Source organism: Butyrivibrio sp. WCD2001 (assembly GCF_000424485.1).
Taxonomy (GTDB): Bacteria; Bacillota; Clostridia; order Lachnospirales; family Lachnospiraceae; genus Butyrivibrio.
Genome location: NZ_AUJZ01000019.1, coordinates 32,798 through 51,510 on the forward strand (window position 1 = coordinate 32,798; position 18,713 = coordinate 51,510).

The following is an 18,713-nucleotide window of genomic DNA, read 5'->3' on the forward strand; positions in this document are numbered from 1 at the left end:
CCCGAAAGTAAAATCATTTGTAATTATTTCTTTTTCGCAGAGATACCACCAATAAGTACTGCAAAGATGACTATCAGACCCTGTACGATATTCTGCATGTAGGAGTTTATTCCAACCAGATTCATAATGTTTGATAAAACTGTAAGAAGGCATGCTCCAATAAGAGTTCCCGATATTTTGCCGACACCTCCCATGGTGGATATTCCGCCTATGTAGCACATTGAGAGAGCATCCAGCTCGTAGCCTTCACCTGCTGTGGGATCACAGGAGGACAGCTTTGAAGTGAGAACAAGAGCTGACATGAAGCTAACAAAAGCTGTAATTATAAAGCAGATGAGCTGCGTCTTTTCAACATTTATTCCGTTAAGTCGTGCTGCCTCTCGGTTATCGCCTATAGCGTATACACTTCTTCCAAACCAGGTGTATTTAAGGATGTAAAATCCTATAAAGAACATTATCAGGAAAATGATCACAGGTACGGGAACGAATCCAACATATCCCTGACCGATGAACTTGATATCAATTCCGGTTGCTCTCCAGTTCTGTGGTGAGCCGTTTGAAATGTATTTCGACAATCCTCTAAGCGCTGTCATGGAACCAAGTGTCATGATGAAAGGAGCAAGCTTACCTTTTGCAATTCCAAGTCCGTTTAAAAATCCTATGAGTATCGCAGTTGCAAGCGTGATCGGTATTGCTATAAAAGGACTAATATTATTCTTGAGCATCTGTGCGATCATGATTCCGTATACCGCGACCTGTGATCCTACCGATAGATCAACGCCGCCTGTCAGACAAACAAATGTCATTCCCAGAGCAATGATTCCGTTTATGGAAATCTGTCTCATGACATTTATGATATTTGCTCCTTTTAAAAAGCTGGGACTTACAAAGGCTCCTACTATGCACAGCGTTATCAGTGCCCACAAGGTCCCCATTTCAGAAATCCATTTTTTTGAAGACTTCTCTTTTTTTGCTGAGTTCATAACAATCCTCCCATACCTTTATGTAAATCTTTTTTCTTTTCAGCCCGGTTCTTTGTATTTGACTGCTTTAGAATATAAAAAAAATGACGCCGGTATAAGTACCAAACGTCATTACTATTTGTAAACAAATATCATATTTTTTAATGACAAATGTCACTTGCAAAAATCACATTTGCCGTTTTTAGTTATGAATGGTTTTGAGAAAATTGTTGATGCTTCTGGCCTGGATAACCTGCTCCATGCGGATATTTGCATCACTTTTGAGTAACTCACTAACTCCCGTATCCACCGCATTAACAGCTTCATTAAACCCTGAAAATCTGTGGGTAAAAATAGCATTCTGCATGGTATATTCCAAGGTCTCTATATTGGGACTCTCATCCATTCCGGGGAGCATCTCATTTTCCTTTACAAGTTCAGCCTCCGTCACATCCCTGCATACGGATATTCCTTCAGAGAACTCAAATATCCCTGCCTGAATATCTTCATCACAGGTGAGCAGCTTCATAAATTCCCAGGCTTCATTCTGCATTGGAGTTCCCGAATACATGGCAATTGATATCAGATCAAGAATAGATGCATTATCACCATCAGGCCCTGCCGGCATTGTAAGATAATCCCAGTCAAAATCCGCATATCGGCTTGCATGAACGGGATTGTTCAAATATGTTCTGTAGCTTGAAAAATTCATGGGCCAAAAGGCGACATTACCGTGCTCAAAAGATATGTCGGCACTACCGCTTCCTGAGTACAGAACATCCAACTGGTCAAGGAACATAAGTGCATTGTACACTTTCTCATCAGTAAAGTTGCTCTCCGTTCCCTCCTTGTTGAATAAAGTCACGTTGTTTGAGGCAAATGCCTCCTCCCAGGAATAATCAGCTACGCCTACCTGATCGATCGTTCCGTTGCCGTCTGTGTCCTTAGTGACCTTTCTACATATGTCGTAGAAATCTTCCCAGGTCCACTTTGAGGAAGGCAGTTCTATTCCTTCATTTTGCAGGATTGTACGATTTACAAACATCAGGTCCGGTGCACATTCCACTGGAAGTGAATACCTTACACCATCAGCTTCTCCGGCTGAATATGCAGCCTCATAAAAAGCTCCGGCATCAAAGTCTTCGTCTTTTTGTATCATGCTATCCAGATTTTTAAGTGCCCCTATGTCGCGAAGCATATTGAAATCTTCGGGAATAACAATAAAAACATCCGGTGCAGTCCCTTGTATTATCTGCTCTGCCAGCCACTCAGAATAGTCATCCTTCAGGATTCCCTTTTCATAAACAACCTTTATATTAGGATTTTGTTCCTCATATTTTTCAATCACGCTGTCTATGAATTTGTGCTGATTTCCGTTTTGCTGGTTCCAGTAGCTGTCCGAAAAAACGCCCACCGTCAAAACATTTTTTTGATGAAAAGGAATCGATCTCCACCAGTCCGTTGTAAGGAAGATAACAATTATCAGAATAAAAAGGGAGAGCCAATATTTAATTTTTTTATTATCACGCTCTGTCATCTTTTAATTCCGTTCGTTGTTTTTATTGTTCATCCTGCTCATTGCATCTGACTGCACAGCCCAGATTGCAAGCTGAGTTCTGTTCTTAAGCCCCAGCTTATTTAATATATTGCTGAGGTTATTCCTTATTGTTCCTTCGGAGAAATTGAGCTTTGTAGCAATCTCCTTATTTGACAGACCTTCAACAATGCCTTCGATGATAGCCCATTCGTTTTCCTTTATCTCATTTATACTCTGCTCGTCAACCTCAACTGAGTCCTTTGATTTAGCCATCTCTGAAAAGAGCTTTAGTACTTTATTGGTGATATCATCATTCATAATAGCCATGCCGCTGTGGACTTTTCTGATTGCTTCAATGAGCTCCTCAAAGGAAACGCCCTTTAACAGATATCCGCTGGCTCCGTTTTTAATCGCATTGAAGACATATTCATCATCGTCAAAAGTTGTAAGTATTATTATTTTGATATCAGGTTCGTTTTCCTTGATTATCCTGGTGCACACAACCCCATCCATCTTGGGCATGCGCACGTCCATCAGGATCACATCGGGCTTATTTTCTCTGATGCTCCTTATGACGTCCGTTCCGTTTGATACAGCATCGGTTACCTCAAAATCTTCAACTCCTCCCAGTATCATTTTAAGACTCTGACGCATCAGCTCCTGATCATCAGCTATCAGTATTTTGATCATGGTTCCAGTTTACCTCCGTTCCCCAGCGAATCGGTATCTCTGCGCGAAGCAAAAATCCGTTATTTCCATCACAATATAATTTTCCGTCGAGCATCTGCAAACGCTCCTCCATATGGCTAAGTCCAAAGCCCTTATTAAGATCCGGACATCCGCAGCCATTATCCCTTATGATAATGTTGATCACATCATCAATCTTGTTTATCATGATCCAGATATCCTGAGGTTTTCCGTGCCTTACAGAATTAGTGATCCCTTCCTGAACGGTTCTATAGAGTGCTTCCGCTTCATCTTCGCCAAAAGCATCCCTCAAATCCACAACGCAGTTATAGTGAAAACGAATACCGGTGGACCTGCGCATTTCATCTATCATCTGCTCAATCGCAAGATCAAGGGGCATGCTTTCAAGGCCATCGGGTTTTAAGGCTCTCACCGATCTGCGTACATCCTCCATCCCTCGGTGAGCGACCTCTGAGATAGCCATTAGCTGTTCCTTTACAAGCTCTCTGTTAGTGTCGAACAGCATGATGCAAGCTTCTATTCCTGTTACAATTCCTGTAAGTGAATGCCCTATCGTATCGTGAATCTCTCTGGCCAGGCGGTTTCTCTCACTAGTCTGTGCCATAAGTGCCGACTTTTCGGAGTACTCCTCAAGCTTGGCATTTGCATCCCTTAGCTGTTCGTTCAGTGACAAGATGCGCTCATTTTCACTCATCTGAATTCTGACGATGAGGAACATATAGCACATGAACAGAAATACATTAAAAAGCCTTCCAACATTTATTATCCCCTGGAATATTTTCGCATAATCGCTTCCGTAGTAATTCAGGTAATCCGAAAAATCTGTTACCGGAATCCAGATGGATAGTATCTGACTCTCCAGCAAAAAATAACATACTCCAACCAGCACAAAGGTTATGTTTCGGTTCCATCTGCCAATGGGACGCCTTATCAGATTGGCGATTATCATGAGGAACATACCCATGTAGCAAAAGCTCATAATTCCTGATAGTACAATAACGATTATTGTCTCTGCTATGAGTTTCAATAAAAAATGTATCCCCGGGTCTGTCTCCGTTGTGAGCAGCAACAGCAGACATGCATAAAGAAGTCCCGATGAAAGTATCGACTCAAAAGGACGCGCAGGAATATGCCTGGAATTCATGAGAAATGACAGCGCAGAGCCTTCATGAACGTATCCCCAAAGGGCATGATACATGATAAATACTATAAACAGCAGCATCCAGAAATTAAGGTGCATCATGAGATTCACCAACAGATCCGGAAGTCTGTAATCTTTTTCTATTATTGTGTTATTGCCATCTGTGTTCTTCATATTGCTTTATTGTAATTTATTATTCTAATGCATTTTGTCTTGTTGCTATTTGTTTTATGGTTACTGCCATCTGTCTTTTTCAAATTGACTGATGTTATCCTGTGTCACGATATCGACCGGCACCGTGATACTTTTTTCTATCTCATTACCTGCAATCAGGTCGTATAGAACATCTGCTGCTTTCTCACCTATTTTCGTGGGAAACTGCACCACCGAAGCCTTCATCATTCCGGCAGATATCAGGGCCTTGGCATCAGGGGAAGCATCCACAGCGTATACGTTAACGCTCCCTGACAGCCCCTTTTCCTGAAGGGCTGCCACTACGCCTTCAGCAGCAGGGTCGTTTAAGCAAAATACCGTGTCAAAATCATGTCCTCCCTTAAGGTATTCGCTCATCCGTTGAAGTGCCTTTTCATACTGACCGTTGCAATCAATCTGGCACTCCACCGTATAGTCAGGATTCCTTGAAACTGTATTCAGAAAACCTGCCACACGCTGCCTTCCGGATACTGCACTGGTGTGAGTCATGACCACAATTTTGCCGCTTTTTTGCGTCTGTAACATATATTCTCCGTCAAGACACCCCGCATTGTAATTGTCCGAAACAATAGTGCAGTTGATAAGATTCTCCGTACTTACATTTGAATCCACAACAATTACAAATACGCCTTTTGCCCTGGCTTCGATCAGCACATCCACAAGGCCGTCCGGGTCCACCGGAGTGAGGATCAGAGCATCAATGCCCATTTTCAGCATCTCCCTTATCTGTTCCTTCTGTCTCTTCACATTCATACCGGGATCACGCAATATCACTTTGTCACCCTCGGCCTCAACTCTAACTCTGACCTGCTCATGAATTATCCTGAAAAATTCATTGTTCATGGTCATATAGCTTGCGCCTATTAGTCTGGAGCCTTCCTTCTGATTTTTGGATAGATCAATAGATTTAATAGATATCAGAATTCCTACTGAGAACAGAGCAAGATACACTACTGCCAAAGCAAGGCAGTATACCTTTTGGTATTTTTCTTTCTTCTTGAAATTATTAATAACGCCCAAATTCAGATCCCCACATAATCACTTTTTTCGTTCTCTATACAGCGAGACTTTTATTCCATTTTGCAGCTCATAAGCCATCTCGAAATGATAATTCATCATTTTCCGGCAACAATGTTAAAATTGCCTCCAACCAATAAAACTTATAACTTTGCGTCGGAGACTCCAGCATGCGCGCAAATCTTTGAATATTAAGCTTATTCTCATATAATGAGCCTATTTGTAATCCTTCGATAACCGGCAAAATACCTGGCAAATTCATCTAAACCTATTACTGCCACTTAATCTCCTCCAAAACATTTTCTATTTCTCTCTGGACCCTGGGATCTTTTGTATCCTTCAACGAGTAATAAAGGGATAACTTGTCCACTATTCCGTTATCGCAAAGCTTCAGCGGATCATAATTCCACAATTCGACCTTGCATATCGCAGAAGGATTTTCCCATCCCGGCTCATCAACGATTTCAAAACCATCTACAATCCTATCTTTCTTAAAACATGCATATACACTTATTTCCGGTGGGTTTATCATACTGATTTCAGACAATGCATAATCAGAAGCCTTAGGAAGTCTTGTAACATCTTCTGTTTTTCTCACATAGATAACATCACTGACAGGACTGGTAAAAGAAGCGCTTGCGAGCTCAAACAGTTCTTTTGAATCAATCACTCGTCCCACTTCGACACTACGCCCATTTCTTTTCTCTTCGATAAATCCCCTGGAGACAAGTTCTTTTGTGCTCCTTGTTACGTAAACAGGATTGAGCCCCAGCCTTTCAGACAACTCTTTTTTTGTAAAATCAGCTTTTACATTATACGTCAGATAAAGAAGAATCATCTGAGCATTTGATGTTAGCTTTAGTAAGCTGTTTCCTTGGTTCCCTGAAAACTTCCTACTGAAAAGTATTCCTAAAAACGGCAAATAAATCTGAGTCGGAACCATTATGAAAGGAATGTGATGCTTTACGTATGCATTCCTGTTATTCTTTGTAAGAGTCTCAAACCAGAATGCGACCGGTACACCAAGTTTATCTTCGTATAGCATCTTTTCTTTATAAAGTATTCTGCTGTCAATTGCAGATTGAAGCTTTACTATGAAAAAAGAAAACTGTTCATGTTGCGCTGTATATATGGTTCTGCCCGTAGTCAGGTATCTTGGCAGACCATTCTTTTCAGTCTTCTCAGATATTGCAAAAGATAAACCAAATGCATTTTCTAATTCTTTCTCAATCATCATAATTACACCTATATAATTCTTTACATAGTTATTGTAATAGTTTATATATATGTAATTATAAATCTAGAATGCCCTGATTTCAACTATTACCTATTGTTACCACACCACTGTCAATTTAGAGAATCCGGTCCGACACATGTCCATCTTTGAGATTAGAAATAGCTGCATCCATCATATTTATAGTATTTTTTGATATGGAATAATCATCACTCTTCATTGCACACCTCACTCGTTTTCCTTATCCGACCACCCGGTACCGGATCTCTCCAACCCGGAAGCGCTCATCTCCGGTGGTTTCGGTAGTGAATTCTTTTTTCCGATCATCCCATTTTAATTGGGTAATGCAGTACTGTCCCTGTTTATAGCCGTATCCGTCTCCGGCATCTTCATACAGGCGGAAGGTGGCATCTCTTCCTGGATAAACGATCACCTCCGTTACCGTATTCTTCTGGGCGTTTGTGCAGACGGCAGCCTCTTTTGCAGGGATCAGCGATCCCTCTTTTACAAACACCGGAATGCGCGCCAGCTCGCAGGAAAGCTCAATCCTTTGGCCTCCGTTGTAATACTGTTCCGTTTGCATCTCATACCAGCCGCAGCCCTTCGGCAGATAGATGCTCCGCTGGTCGTCTTCTCCTGTAACAGGGCAGATCATAAGGCTATCTCCCAGCATATACTGATCCCAGATTTCGGACACCCGTTCATCCTCCGGAAAGTCGAAGAACAGTGGCCGTATGATCATACCATCCTCCATGGAGGTGGCAGCGCCGACGGAATACAGATAGGGGATCAAGCGATAGCGACCACGAATGGTCTCGCAGATCGCTTCGTACACCGGATCTCCTTTATCTCCAAAGGCCCAGGGTTCCCGTTCCACATCGGTGCCATGGGCACGAAAGATCGGCAGATACGCCGCCCATTCCAGCCAGCGCACATACAGTTTTTTGTATGCATCATCGATCCCTTGCGGATACTTCCCCTTCCAGTACCAGAAGGGTCCTTCTTTGACAAAAAAAGCGCCGGTATCCATGGTCCAGTAGGGCATGCCGCTTGCTGCCATCTGCAGACCGCACCGGATCTGCTGCCTCAGGCACGCCCAGGAAGCCGCTGTGTCACCGGACCACAGGATGGTACCGTATTTCTGGCTTCCTGCCCAGCCGCTTCGGGTCAGGTTTACCACTCGTTTGTCGGGATAGGTGCTGCGCATCCCTTCCCAAATGGTCATAGCATGGTATCTTCCGTAGGCATTAGCTTTTTCCAGTGGCATGATCGCCGCAGCATCCTCTTTGAAGGCTACGTATTTTTCTCCGTCGGAGGGTTCCATGATGTGTTCCCATTCCGGAGAGATCGGCTCGCTGGAATCGCACCACCAGGCATCCACGCCTGCAGGTGCCAGCCCTCTTACTACCTGCTCCCAGTACAGCTTTCTGGCTTCTTCGGAAAACGCATTGTAAATATCGGTTCCGTGCAGAAGCATTCCCCGCTCCCGAAACTCCCGGTTATTCTCTGTATTAGGGCTCATATTGGGCCAAATGGACATCATAAAGTGTATGCCCTGCTCATGAAGACGCTCCACCATGCCGGCAGGATCCGGGAATCGCACGGGGTCAAAGCTTTTTTGTCCCCACTGTCCATCCTCCCAGCTAAGCCAGTCCAGGATCAAAGTGTCCACTCCGATCTTCCGGTTCCGGAATTCTCCCGCCGTATCCAGGATCTGTTCCTGGCTTTCGTACCTCTCCTTGGACTGCATATATCCATAGGCCCACAGTGGCAGCATAGATGCCTTTCCCGTAAGCCTCCGATAGTTTTTTACCACCTGAAACAGATCCTCTCCAAAGAGGAAATAATAATCCAGATAGGCGTCTGCCTCCGTCTGCAGAAAGGCTTTTCCATGGTTCTCCGAAAACAGTGCCGGCGATTCCGTGCTCAGCAGGATACCGTATCCGCCTGTGGATACCAAAAGAGGCATACCGATCTTCCGGTTCCCCTGATGGACATAATAGGATACATGCCTGAGATCCCATTCTCCGTGTTCGCCCTGTCCGAGACCAAATAGCCTTTCAGACTCTGCAAAGGAGAAATACGTCCGGGTGCGGTAAGCCTCCCCATAGGCTTCCTTTTCCACCGCCTTCACCTTCTTTTTAACCCCATCGGCGGTCTGGATCTCTTCTACCTGCAGGTCCTTCGTGGGGATCGTGCGATACAGCGTGATCTTTTCCAGTTCTCTGGGCAAATCCTGCGCTTCCCGAAGAAGGCTCCGTCCCATGGAATCCAGAAAGGTTACTGCACCGCCGGCTCTGCTTACTGTGACGGTGCCTTCCGCCGTACAGATCCCAATCTCATCCCCGCTCTCTGTAACGATAAAAGGGAGGCTACCTGCAAAATCCTGAAAAAAACTACCCTGCTCTCCTGCAAAGGTATCGTCCTCCGAAAAAGAAATCCGGACGATACCGCCCACCTGAGGCATTACCCGCAGCACGCCATATTCCGAATGCAGAAATACAGCGTTTTCTGTTTTTCTTACTTCTGTAATGTTCCTCCTTCTCGGAGGAATCACGTTCATCATAGGCTTATTTCCTTCTCTTCCCCATTTACTTCTACGATCCGTTCTTTCTTTTCAAAGCTCTGCTCTTTGAGACGCTTTATCTCCCAATCGGTTACCTTTCCAAAATAGTAATCTGAGCATCAGCGTTATAAGTATGAGGCTCCTTAGTCACTGCCTTATGACCAACTGCAATTGCTATCTCAAACTCATAGCCTTCCGGTATAGCAAGTTTCTCTGAAAAATAATTGCTCTTCTCACCATGAAGTGCATCATAAATACATCCTATGATAAGGTTTCCAAGTCCCATCTCCTCGGATAAAAGTGCAATGTTTTCAACAGCGATACCTGCATCAACCTTGCTCCATTTGTATCCACTCTCTGCGCTTATAACAATAAGAACCGGTGCCTCATAATAGAAATTGTGCTCAGCATGCTCTATGTTACGGAGCGCATTCTTCTCATTCTCAATCTCAGCAAGGATCGGATTATTTCCCTTTACAACTGTAAAATGAAGTTCCTGCTTGTTTGCTCCAGTCGGAGCCTGCAGTCCTGCTGTAAGAAGCGCGTCAAGCTCTTCCTTTGAAATCTGATCCTGTGTATAACCACGTGTTGAACTTCTCTTTGCTATTGTCTCTTTTACTGTGCTCATGAAAAACTCCTCCTTAAACCTTTTTCCCTATTGCATTGACCCACATCTCATCTTCTCTGCCGAGTCTGTTATCAGTACCAACCTCATTGAAAAGAATCTCAAATCCCGCATCCTCGAATAGCTTAACTATGCTTTTTTCATTAAAATCGCTGAATCTGCGGTCTCCACGCATCTTAGTACCATCGCCATATTTGAATGAAGCATATATTACGCCGCCACTCTTAAGAGAAGCATTAAGCTTCTTCATTGTCTCAGGCAGCTGATCCACCGGCACATGAAGAAGTGACGCGCAGGCCCAGACTCCATCAAATTCATTATGAAAATCGATATCCTCAAACCTCATATCCAGAACTTCCTGCCCCAGATATTCAGACGCTCTTTTCCGCATTTCCTTGGATGCATCAAAAGCAGTTACATCAAAGCCTGCCTCCAGGAATGCCTTACTATCTCGTCCACTTCCACAGCCTGCATCCAAAATTCGACCATGTTCAGGAAGTAGTGCTATGAACCTGTCCCTTTCATATGACATATCCGCGTTAACACTTCCGGCAAAGAACGAATCAGCATTTTGGTTATAATACTCTACGTTTTTATCAACCATAACAGCAGAAATCTTCGGAAGAAGTACCAAATCCGCAGGGAGCCAATCCACGCCCCTAAGGTCATTAACCTCAAGCCACTTCGCTGCTTCATGCTCCAAAAGCTGGAGTTTACCTTCGGCAACAGTTGCCCAGTAACAGTGCATATGAAGATGAAAAGTCTCATAATCATAATCAATGACATCGATCAAATCATGAACCTCAATCTCTGCGTCAAGCTCCTCTCGAATCTCTCTTACCAACGCCTCTTCAGAAGTTTCGCCTTCCTCAATCTTTCCTCCAGGAAATTCCCAGCCATCTTTATAATTTCCATATCCACGCTGGGTTGCGAATATCTTTGTTTTTCTTTTGAAATCATCGCAGATTATTGCTGCGACTACGTTAACAGTTTTCATTTATGTCTTTTCTCTCTTACCTTTTATTTAGCTAATCTTCCACAGCTCATAACCCTGCCGTCTTGCAGAATCATAGACCGGTCTCATATTCTTTTCCAAAATATTTTCAAATTCTTCTATCGTATTACCTGGCCGATATAATTCCTGGTTTGCCCAAATAGAATGGATATTATCCTTATAGCACGCCTCAAAGCGCTTATGGAAAATAGGTCGTTCTTTATCATGTATCATCTGATAAAGAAGATACTGATTATTTGCAAACTTTATAAAAAAGGGCTCCCACTCAGGAAGCTTATTACTCTTAGACGAATTAAGCGATGAATCCATTGGCATAAGATTCCATAACTCATCATTCATTACAAACGACCAGGGAATAAAATGATCAACATCATATTTTTTAGAATCAATAGGATTGTCAGTAAAAACATCTGAAACAGATTCTATCTCCAATACAGCATCCCATAGCTTTCTTACAGCATTTAGTTTCCGCATTTTCTCATCCATAGGAGCCAGCTTATAAACAAGCCCTGGCACCTCGGGATTATTATTCTGAAGCCACTTTACCTTTTCAAACTGAATCCAGCCTAATATAGCTACTGTATTATCTTGTATCATCTTTATCCAAGACGGATTAAAATACACTTCTTTTTTGAGTTTACTACTACTCCCCAAAGTATATGGAAGTATATTCACCTTATTTACACGCTCAATATATGCGATCATCCTGCGAGTACTTTCCCAATCTGCAGTTTCATCTACCTTACCAAAAAATCCAGCTAATGCCCTGTAGGGCACCATGTTGGTAAGCTGTTCTTTTTCCGCTTTAAGATATCCATCATGCTCTTTGATTGCATTCTTTATTTCAAGCTTCGATGCATTTACCGGAAGCTCACTGATATCACTAAGTTTTTTTACTGCCCTTTCCAAACCATCCTTTACTTCGCCTACCACAATTCCGCTAAGATGAATATGAAACTCCAGTACAGAGTACCAGGCATTGGCAATCATTTCATTTATGATTTCATCAAAAATAGTTTCCGTTACGTCTTCTGAAATCAAATTCACAATAGCTTCCAGCCAATAAAACTTATAGCAATAAGACGGATTCTTCATCATAAGAGAGAAGCCCTCTATATCCAGCTGGTTATAGTAGTCTCCTTCTATTCGTAAGCTATATTCGATTTTCTTAGGATCAAAATCAGCCATTGTTTTTTATATTTCCTCAAATCCAATGCTCTTCAGATACTCATAGGTTCCATTATAATATTCCGGTAAGCGTGTCTCATCTTCCCAGAATCCTGTTGTTGTCTTATGCGAATTCCCTTCAGGTACACATATGATCATTCCTGATCTGGCACGGGTAAGCAATACTCTATATGCATTCAGCATGTACTTCATCTGCTCTAAACGACTCTCGCTATTAGGTATAAGTTCATTCCATCTTTCTTTGCCATTAAACCTGTAATAATGCCAATCGCCATTCTCATAACGCATATCCGCATCCCATAAAAGGCACGTATAATCCAATTCCAGTCCCTGCACCTGAATTTCAGTAGCAGCATCCTCCAAGTAGTTTGAAGATCTGGTATCAGCTTTGTCTTCCAGGAACCAGTGAACTGCGTTATCAACATCAGATTGCAATACATGTATTCCAAGTGGTTTATATCTTGCCGATTCCTTTGTAATTAACACTCCGGTCCGCTCTGTACCCCTGACCTTTTCGTGCAACCATCTCTTTGCTGTTTCCATATCCCTTGTCAGAAAAATAGGATATTTATCTTTTATTTCAGAATAGATGGAAGCAGCACTCGAATCCAGGGAAAGAAGAGCATGGACCATCGCTGACAGTTTCTCTGCTCTGAAGGAGCGAAGAGATACTCCGAGATGAAGATCAGGCGCATAAGTCACATTTCTGTTATCGTTTAGTAATTCATTAACTCTGCCTTCAGCATATTCTGACTCTGTAAGCTGCGGGGAAATGTGTACCTTCCAGTGAGTAAACTTATCATTCAAAGCCCTGATCCATTCTGTAATCCCAGCTTCCCCTGTATTTATCTCCTGTCCTCCACCAACAAGACATACTATGGTAGCCCAGTCTTCACGTTGATCAAGTGCCCATATCAAAAAAGCAGCCTCCGACATTGGAAAGTTTGGAACTTTAAGCTTATTACCGTAAGTTCCACCTCTCTTTAGGTAATCTGCAAGTCTCTTATGAGTCCATGAACGCTGCGCTTCATCAAAAATAGCTACATGCTCAACTTCGCCATATCCAGCATCCTGCATTTTCACTGCTTTTGCCGGATCAATTTCAAGTACACCATTTTCAACAGGATTCTTTATCTTGGCGAGCATATTATCCCTATATCTGTGGATAATTTGGATAAACTTACCCACTTCACGCCTGGAATCCGAAAGCTTCTTCGCTTCTCCCCTTTCCTTGCACTTTGCAAAGTTATCTTTTGCCAAAGCTTCATTGAGTACCGCCACTAGTGGGCCATTCCCCGAAAGATAAACTGCCCCTTCATCCTCTATCGGCTTATCAGAGCCTTGGTAAGTCTGCTTCACTGCCACATCCAAGCCAACCAGGGTTTTACCCGCTCCAGGAACTCCGGTCACAAAGCAGATACTTTTCTCACCATTCCTTTTACTCTTATGTATTACGTCTAAGATGTATGCTATAGTTCTATCTGTAGTCACTTTGTCAGCTTCATGTCTAGTGATATCTTCAACCGAATGACTCTCATACAATGCTTTAGCAGCCTCAATTATTGTTGGAGTCGGTGCATACGGACTAATAATCCAATTAGGATCTACAGATGATTCATCCGGAAAATGCTGCACTACTTCTTCAAGTAAAACTCCAAGCCCTGTTTCTCCAGTAACTAATGGATTAACAACTCTGTCATTATAGACAGATGCCTGTATCACCGATGATTTCTTTTTGTATTTCGTTGCAACCAGAATCGGAACTATCAGCTTATCATGACTATACTTATGGAAATTCTTTAGATCCAATGCATAATCAAGGACCTGATCCACGTCGCATTCCTGAATCTTAGACTCTCCAACCTTGAACTCAAGGCAAAAGATTATACCATTTACCAGCAATACTACATCAAGCCTTTTCCCCAACCGCGGAATATCATACTCAAATATGATACGACCCCTTGAATCTTTCCAAGAAGTAAGAGCTCTCTGCAGAATTTCAATTTCACCGCTCCATGCTTCTCTCGTAGTAGTCAGTGCATCACCATGATATTTGTCGCAAAGCACACCAAATATAGACTCTTTATCTTTTTCAAGAAACGTCTTTATATCACTGTCAAACAAACATCGAGGACTATTTCCCATTTTTATAACTCCGTATACTTCTTGCTGCTCCCGTAACTCTTCTCGACAGGATACTTTGCTGCATTCTTCCTTATCTTACTGATTATTGCATCTTCAATATCAACACCAATTTTATCTGCCATAAGAATACAGTAATTCATTACATCCGCAAGTTCTTCTGTGACAGCTTCTTTATCATACTCAGAATTCCACTGAAAACACTCGAGAAGTTCAGCCGCTTCTATAGAAATACTCTTTGCAAGATTTTCAGGAGTATGAAACTGATCCCAGTTTCTGTCCTCCGTGAACTGTACAACCTCTCGTTTTACATCTTTAAAGTCCATGCCCATCAAAACCTTTCCACATATTTCATAAAATAATCGCGGAGTTTGTCATCGCATACATATAAATATGTTCCGCGGATTCCTCTTGTCATAAGAACATAATAAATATTCCTGATATATAAATCGAGTTCAACTTCAGTGGCGGACTGCTTACCACGCTTATCATAATAACAAGATCTGTCTACATATATCCTTCTGTTTACTTCATCATATCTGATGTCTCTGCCCAATATTACAAAAGCATAATTAAGGTCATACCCAGCACTTGTATGAATACATCCAACTTCATCAATAGCACCATTACTATTAATCCAGTTGTTCAGGCAATGGTTCCACCGTTTACTTATTCCTTCTATCTCAATATCATATACGGTTTTATCGTTCTTGGTTTTCCATTCCCACGCGTATCCAGCAAGCATCCTGCAGAGCTTCATGTCTTTTTCCTTTAGATATAGTTCCTTGTTGAAATCTCCAAAGCTTGAAAAAATTTTGAAATCATAATCAACAAATGTCTTTTTCGGAACATCAACGTCATGGAGTATATCATTTACGTAATTGATATATTCTTCTCCACCTTTAACACGCATCTGCATTTTCAAGAAATGCGTAAGGTAAGCGCCTATGCGCTGCCTTCTCCCCATTTCCTGCTTAACTTTATCCTGGAATACTTCTATTGTCGTTCCTGATGGTCCGGATAACTGATCAGGATCAAAAAAGAATACAGGTGTCTTCGAAATCTTAAGTATCCAGTCCAGCTCCGTTGCATCACTGGGAAGTCCTAGTTTTTTATTGTTATTATCATAGGCCTGGTACCCAACAATGCTTCGCCTAACCTGAAGCTTTTGCGCTTCATCAACAAAGAGTATGTCCCATGTTCCTTGTTTTACCGCTTCTGATGCACCTATTACATCTTTAGATGCCAGCCCCTCTATTTTCTTGAACAAGCTTTTCAAAGTCGCTCGTAGCGAGGTTTGAGGAATAATCAATGCCATCTTTTTACTACGAAACGGAAATTCATGAGTCTTTTCATCCTCATAATCTCTAAGGTATTTCATTAAATAGACAGCAACAATTGTTTTACCGGTGCCCGGTCGCCCTTCTACAACAATTGGTAATTCCTTTCCAGCCCTAATCTCAGAAATAATATCATCCGCCAGCTTTTTCTGATCTTTATTTAATTCTTTAAATGGAGAATACTTGTAGAATTCGCTGTTCTTGATATAATCAAGAGTATGATCAGCAAGATCATACGAGATCAATTTATTCCAAAGATCTTCAAAAGTATCATCGTAATCAGGCTTCTTAAAATAATTTTTGTTAGCAATGCCGTCATTCTTGTTTGTTATTATGAATTTTCCATCAGCAGAAACAAACTGAATTAGTTTAGACTCATAATCAAATGTAACAGACTGATTAAATCTATCTGAATATATGAAATGGACTTGGTTGAATTCCCTCTTCTCGTGATTGTTATAATGCTGCTTCATTCTCTCAGCAACATTTGTAGACTCACCAATATAAACCTTATTTCCATTTTCCAGGATATAAAGCATTGGCCAGTTTCCAAGATAATCATCGTTCCCATAGCTGTCGCTTGGAAATCTGTGATTAGTTATGACATAAAGATTTTCTTTTGTCGTTTCCGTGTTAACCATATAATTGCTCCATCCATCAACATAAGCAAAACAACTATTTTAAGTATACTACAAATAGATTAATTCTAGACCATAACCCTTACCTTTGTTAAAGTACAAAAAAATCAGAGGCATTCCCATAGGTCTTAACAATGCTTTTTCTGCCCATCGCACTCCCCCTTCATGAAAATAGTCTCTTATAAGAATTGCTTTGTTCCGGAACATTTTTATTGTACTTTTTATGACACAGAAAAAGATTCCCCATTATGTGATACTTTATCAGGATTTGTGATATTGCCACATCTATTCCAAAGTTATCATCATTTCAATCCCCCATAAAGAGATCCAAGGCATCAAAAAAGAGGACTCCGAATAATTCTCGGAATCCTCTGACATCACAGACTTATGAAATTGACACATCATGCATGGACTGGGACGCCGGGGCAAAGCTTATCCAGCCTCTCATTGCACTCCGCTTCGGTAATATCACCATTTGAACAAAGTTCGATGATGTTGCCCATTTCCTTACTGATACGCATGAACTCTTCATCTGATATCTCATGGTCTGCATACTGTTTTGCCAGCTTGTTATAAAAATCAGCTCCAATATCAAAGCTTCTGTCGTCAAATCCGCTCATATCAAATACCTCCTTCAGAATAGATGAATCCATATTCTGATGCATGTTCCCTGAGAAATGCGATCATCATATCATTTTCAATTCTGGCTCTTACGTCCCAGGTAAGGTCTGTAGGAAAAATCTCACCTGACTTTATCAATTCCATGATCCTGTTGCTAAGTGCATCAGAACCTGTTGCGTTCCACGCATCATTTATGAATGACAGGCTCACAGCTGCATCACTTTTTCTCTTTAATGAAAAATACGTGCCCTGCGGTGTAGAAACCCTGCACTCAAGCAATCCGTCCAATACTGCACTCTTTATATCCTGCCTGGAAAAACATCTTCCGGTGGGATGATTATGAGTAAAAATTCTGTCCTTTAGAAGTTCCTGCGGTGGGAAAACTGAATGCTTATCTCCATAGGTAACATCCACAATCACGCCCTGACAATTGATGGTAGTTCCCACTTCTATATCTAGCTGCATCTTTTCCTGTTCCACTTCATGAAGAACATTTGCTATGGCATCCTTGTTTTCATTATATTCGTCAAAAACCGTTTTCATATTAACCCTGTCTTTCTGTGTTGCCTATAATTTTATCATCCGGCAATTTATAAGACAAGCATCCATAAATTGCCATGTTTACTGCGTCTGTCCTGGTCTAATCCTTTCCCGTGCTCCTTCCCAGTAAGTCACAAAGTGTCTATGCTGACCATCCAGGTATTCATCTAAGTTTATTGGTGGGGATTTTGATTTGAGCATTCCGCCCTCCTTTCATAGGCGAGATGCAATTAGAAAGTGAAGAATAAAAAACACCCACATCTTCGCATTTCTACGAAAACGTGAGTGTCGTGTATTACTCATATTTATGAACCGGCCATTTCTCACCAAAAAATATCTGGTACAAAAATGTCCATAGAGTTCCGCTTGATTTTAGTGGTATTTTCCATCCTGGTCCATAACAGTCCATGCATTAAGGCTGACTCCTACTTCGCTGTCTGCAGGCTTTACTACGATTGCCTCATAGTTACCGTTCATCTTTTCCGCTGTACGGTGTTCGACCTCAAAGTCTGTTCCGCTCCTGGCCTCAAGTGTTTCCTTAATATCTCTGGCAAGATTTTCTCTAAATGTCTCAAAATCCATTTTGTTTTCTCACTTTCTTTTGTATTTTTGAGCATAGAAAAAAGACGCCGGTCCAATCCTTCGATCAGACATAAGCGTCTTTGGTTTACAGTTATTCTTTTGCAAAAGAAAAAGCCAGGAGATGAGCCGCTTCCCTGCTGCTCATTTCTTGGCGCATTATAACAATATCACACTGAAAATCGGCTTTCAACGCAAAAACCATGCAAATTTCATGCATCTTGGTGACGTTTGGGCATTTTTAGTGACGTTTGGTAGGCAGGACATCCGCTCTATAAGCACGATAATATTCTGGTATAATGCTCATTCCAACAAACTGGAATTGTTAGCACTCTGTCTTATTGCACCGGAGGCATAAAGCATAAAATGCAATCGCCAGAAACTGTGATACCACAGACACAGTGACAAGATACACAGGATTCAAATCATACAGGGCACCGAGAAGCCAACTGCCCAGAAACCACGCAATACCAAATCCTGTCTCAAATATTCCGAAACCGGTGCTTCGCATGGAACGCGGGACGATTCCGCTGACAGCTGCTTTCATAATACTTTCCTGCGCCCCCATTCCAATCCCCCACAGAATTATCCCAGCTCCGATCAACCAGGCATTTCCAGTCATAAAAACAAAATATGAGAAGAATGTG

General features: G+C 41.9%; 16 protein-coding genes and 2 pseudogenes. All 18 read right to left on the reverse strand.

Translation table 11 applies throughout. The annotated features are described in order from the left end of the window. Window positions 1-23: 23 nt before the first annotated feature. Window positions 24-983: an ABC transporter permease gene (locus G630_RS0114390; RefSeq protein WP_022762037.1), complete on the reverse strand. Its 960-nt coding sequence runs from the start codon at window positions 981-983 to the stop codon at window positions 24-26. Between the two features lie 181 nt (window positions 984-1,164). Continuing rightward, window positions 1,165-2,499, reverse strand: coding sequence for an ABC transporter substrate-binding protein (locus G630_RS0114395; RefSeq protein WP_026498986.1), 1,335 nt, complete (start codon window positions 2,497-2,499; stop codon window positions 1,165-1,167). A 3-nt stretch (window positions 2,500-2,502) separates the two neighbouring features. After that, entirely contained in the window at window positions 2,503-3,189 is a 687-nt protein-coding gene (locus tag G630_RS0114400; protein WP_022762035.1) for a response regulator transcription factor, read from the reverse strand. Next, entirely contained in the window at window positions 3,167-4,522 is a 1,356-nt protein-coding gene (locus G630_RS25425) for a sensor histidine kinase (RefSeq protein ID WP_022762034.1), read from the reverse strand. Before G630_RS25425 ends, G630_RS0114400 begins: the two co-directional genes overlap by 23 nt. 60 nt (window positions 4,523-4,582) lie before the next feature. Next, window positions 4,583-5,581 (reverse strand): substrate-binding domain-containing protein, encoded by a 999-nt coding sequence (locus tag G630_RS0114410; protein ID WP_022762033.1) that lies wholly within the window; start codon window positions 5,579-5,581, stop codon window positions 4,583-4,585. A 268-nt stretch (window positions 5,582-5,849) separates the two neighbouring features. After that, window positions 5,850-6,815 (reverse strand): MarR family transcriptional regulator, encoded by a 966-nt coding sequence (locus G630_RS0114420; RefSeq protein ID WP_081667970.1) that lies wholly within the window; start codon window positions 6,813-6,815, stop codon window positions 5,850-5,852. A 238-nt stretch (window positions 6,816-7,053) separates the two neighbouring features. Continuing rightward, window positions 7,054-9,378, reverse strand: coding sequence for a glycoside hydrolase family 31 protein (locus tag G630_RS22115; RefSeq protein ID WP_049946238.1), 2,325 nt, complete (start codon window positions 9,376-9,378; stop codon window positions 7,054-7,056). Window positions 9,379-9,469: 91 nt separating this feature from the next. Then, entirely contained in the window at window positions 9,470-10,006 is a 537-nt protein-coding gene (locus G630_RS0114435; protein WP_026498990.1) for a nitroreductase family protein, read from the reverse strand. Window positions 10,007-10,019: 13 nt separating this feature from the next. Next, window positions 10,020-10,607: a class I SAM-dependent methyltransferase gene (locus tag G630_RS25855; RefSeq protein WP_044959434.1), complete on the reverse strand. Its 588-nt coding sequence runs from the start codon at window positions 10,605-10,607 to the stop codon at window positions 10,020-10,022. 9 nt (window positions 10,608-10,616) lie between these two features. Then, window positions 10,617-11,000, reverse strand: a pseudogene (locus tag G630_RS25860) ((deoxy)nucleoside triphosphate pyrophosphohydrolase); the annotation flags it as partial. Window positions 11,001-11,027: 27 nt separating this feature from the next. Continuing rightward, window positions 11,028-12,206 carry an HNH endonuclease domain-containing protein gene (locus tag G630_RS25100; RefSeq protein ID WP_196805799.1) on the reverse strand — a complete coding sequence of 393 codons (1,179 nt, stop codon included), beginning with the start codon at window positions 12,204-12,206 and terminating at the stop codon, window positions 11,028-11,030. Between the two features lie 6 nt (window positions 12,207-12,212). Then, the gene (locus G630_RS0114455) at window positions 12,213-14,351 is read right to left on the reverse strand and encodes a DNA/RNA helicase domain-containing protein (protein ID WP_026498993.1); all 2,139 of its coding nucleotides are present in this window, start codon (window positions 14,349-14,351) and stop codon (window positions 12,213-12,215) included. A gap of 2 nt (window positions 14,352-14,353) precedes the next feature. After that, window positions 14,354-14,674: a nucleotide pyrophosphohydrolase gene (locus tag G630_RS0114460; RefSeq protein ID WP_026498994.1), complete on the reverse strand. Its 321-nt coding sequence runs from the start codon at window positions 14,672-14,674 to the stop codon at window positions 14,354-14,356. 5 nt (window positions 14,675-14,679) lie between these two features. Then, entirely contained in the window at window positions 14,680-16,329 is a 1,650-nt protein-coding gene (locus G630_RS0114465; protein ID WP_044959413.1) for a DUF2075 domain-containing protein, read from the reverse strand. A 398-nt stretch (window positions 16,330-16,727) separates the two neighbouring features. Then, complete coding sequence (locus G630_RS0114475) at window positions 16,728-16,946, reverse strand: hypothetical protein (RefSeq protein WP_026497038.1); 219 nt, start codon at window positions 16,944-16,946, stop codon at window positions 16,728-16,730. Between the two features lies 1 nt (window position 16,947). Continuing rightward, window positions 16,948-17,490 (reverse strand): hypothetical protein, encoded by a 543-nt coding sequence (locus tag G630_RS0114480; RefSeq protein WP_026497037.1) that lies wholly within the window; start codon window positions 17,488-17,490, stop codon window positions 16,948-16,950. 369 nt (window positions 17,491-17,859) lie between these two features. Then, window positions 17,860-18,069, reverse strand: a complete 210-nt coding sequence (locus G630_RS0114490; RefSeq protein WP_026498996.1) for a hypothetical protein — start codon at window positions 18,067-18,069, stop codon at window positions 17,860-17,862. Between the two features lie 322 nt (window positions 18,070-18,391). Continuing rightward, a pseudogene (locus G630_RS0114495) lies at window positions 18,392-18,713 on the reverse strand (MFS transporter); the annotation flags it as partial.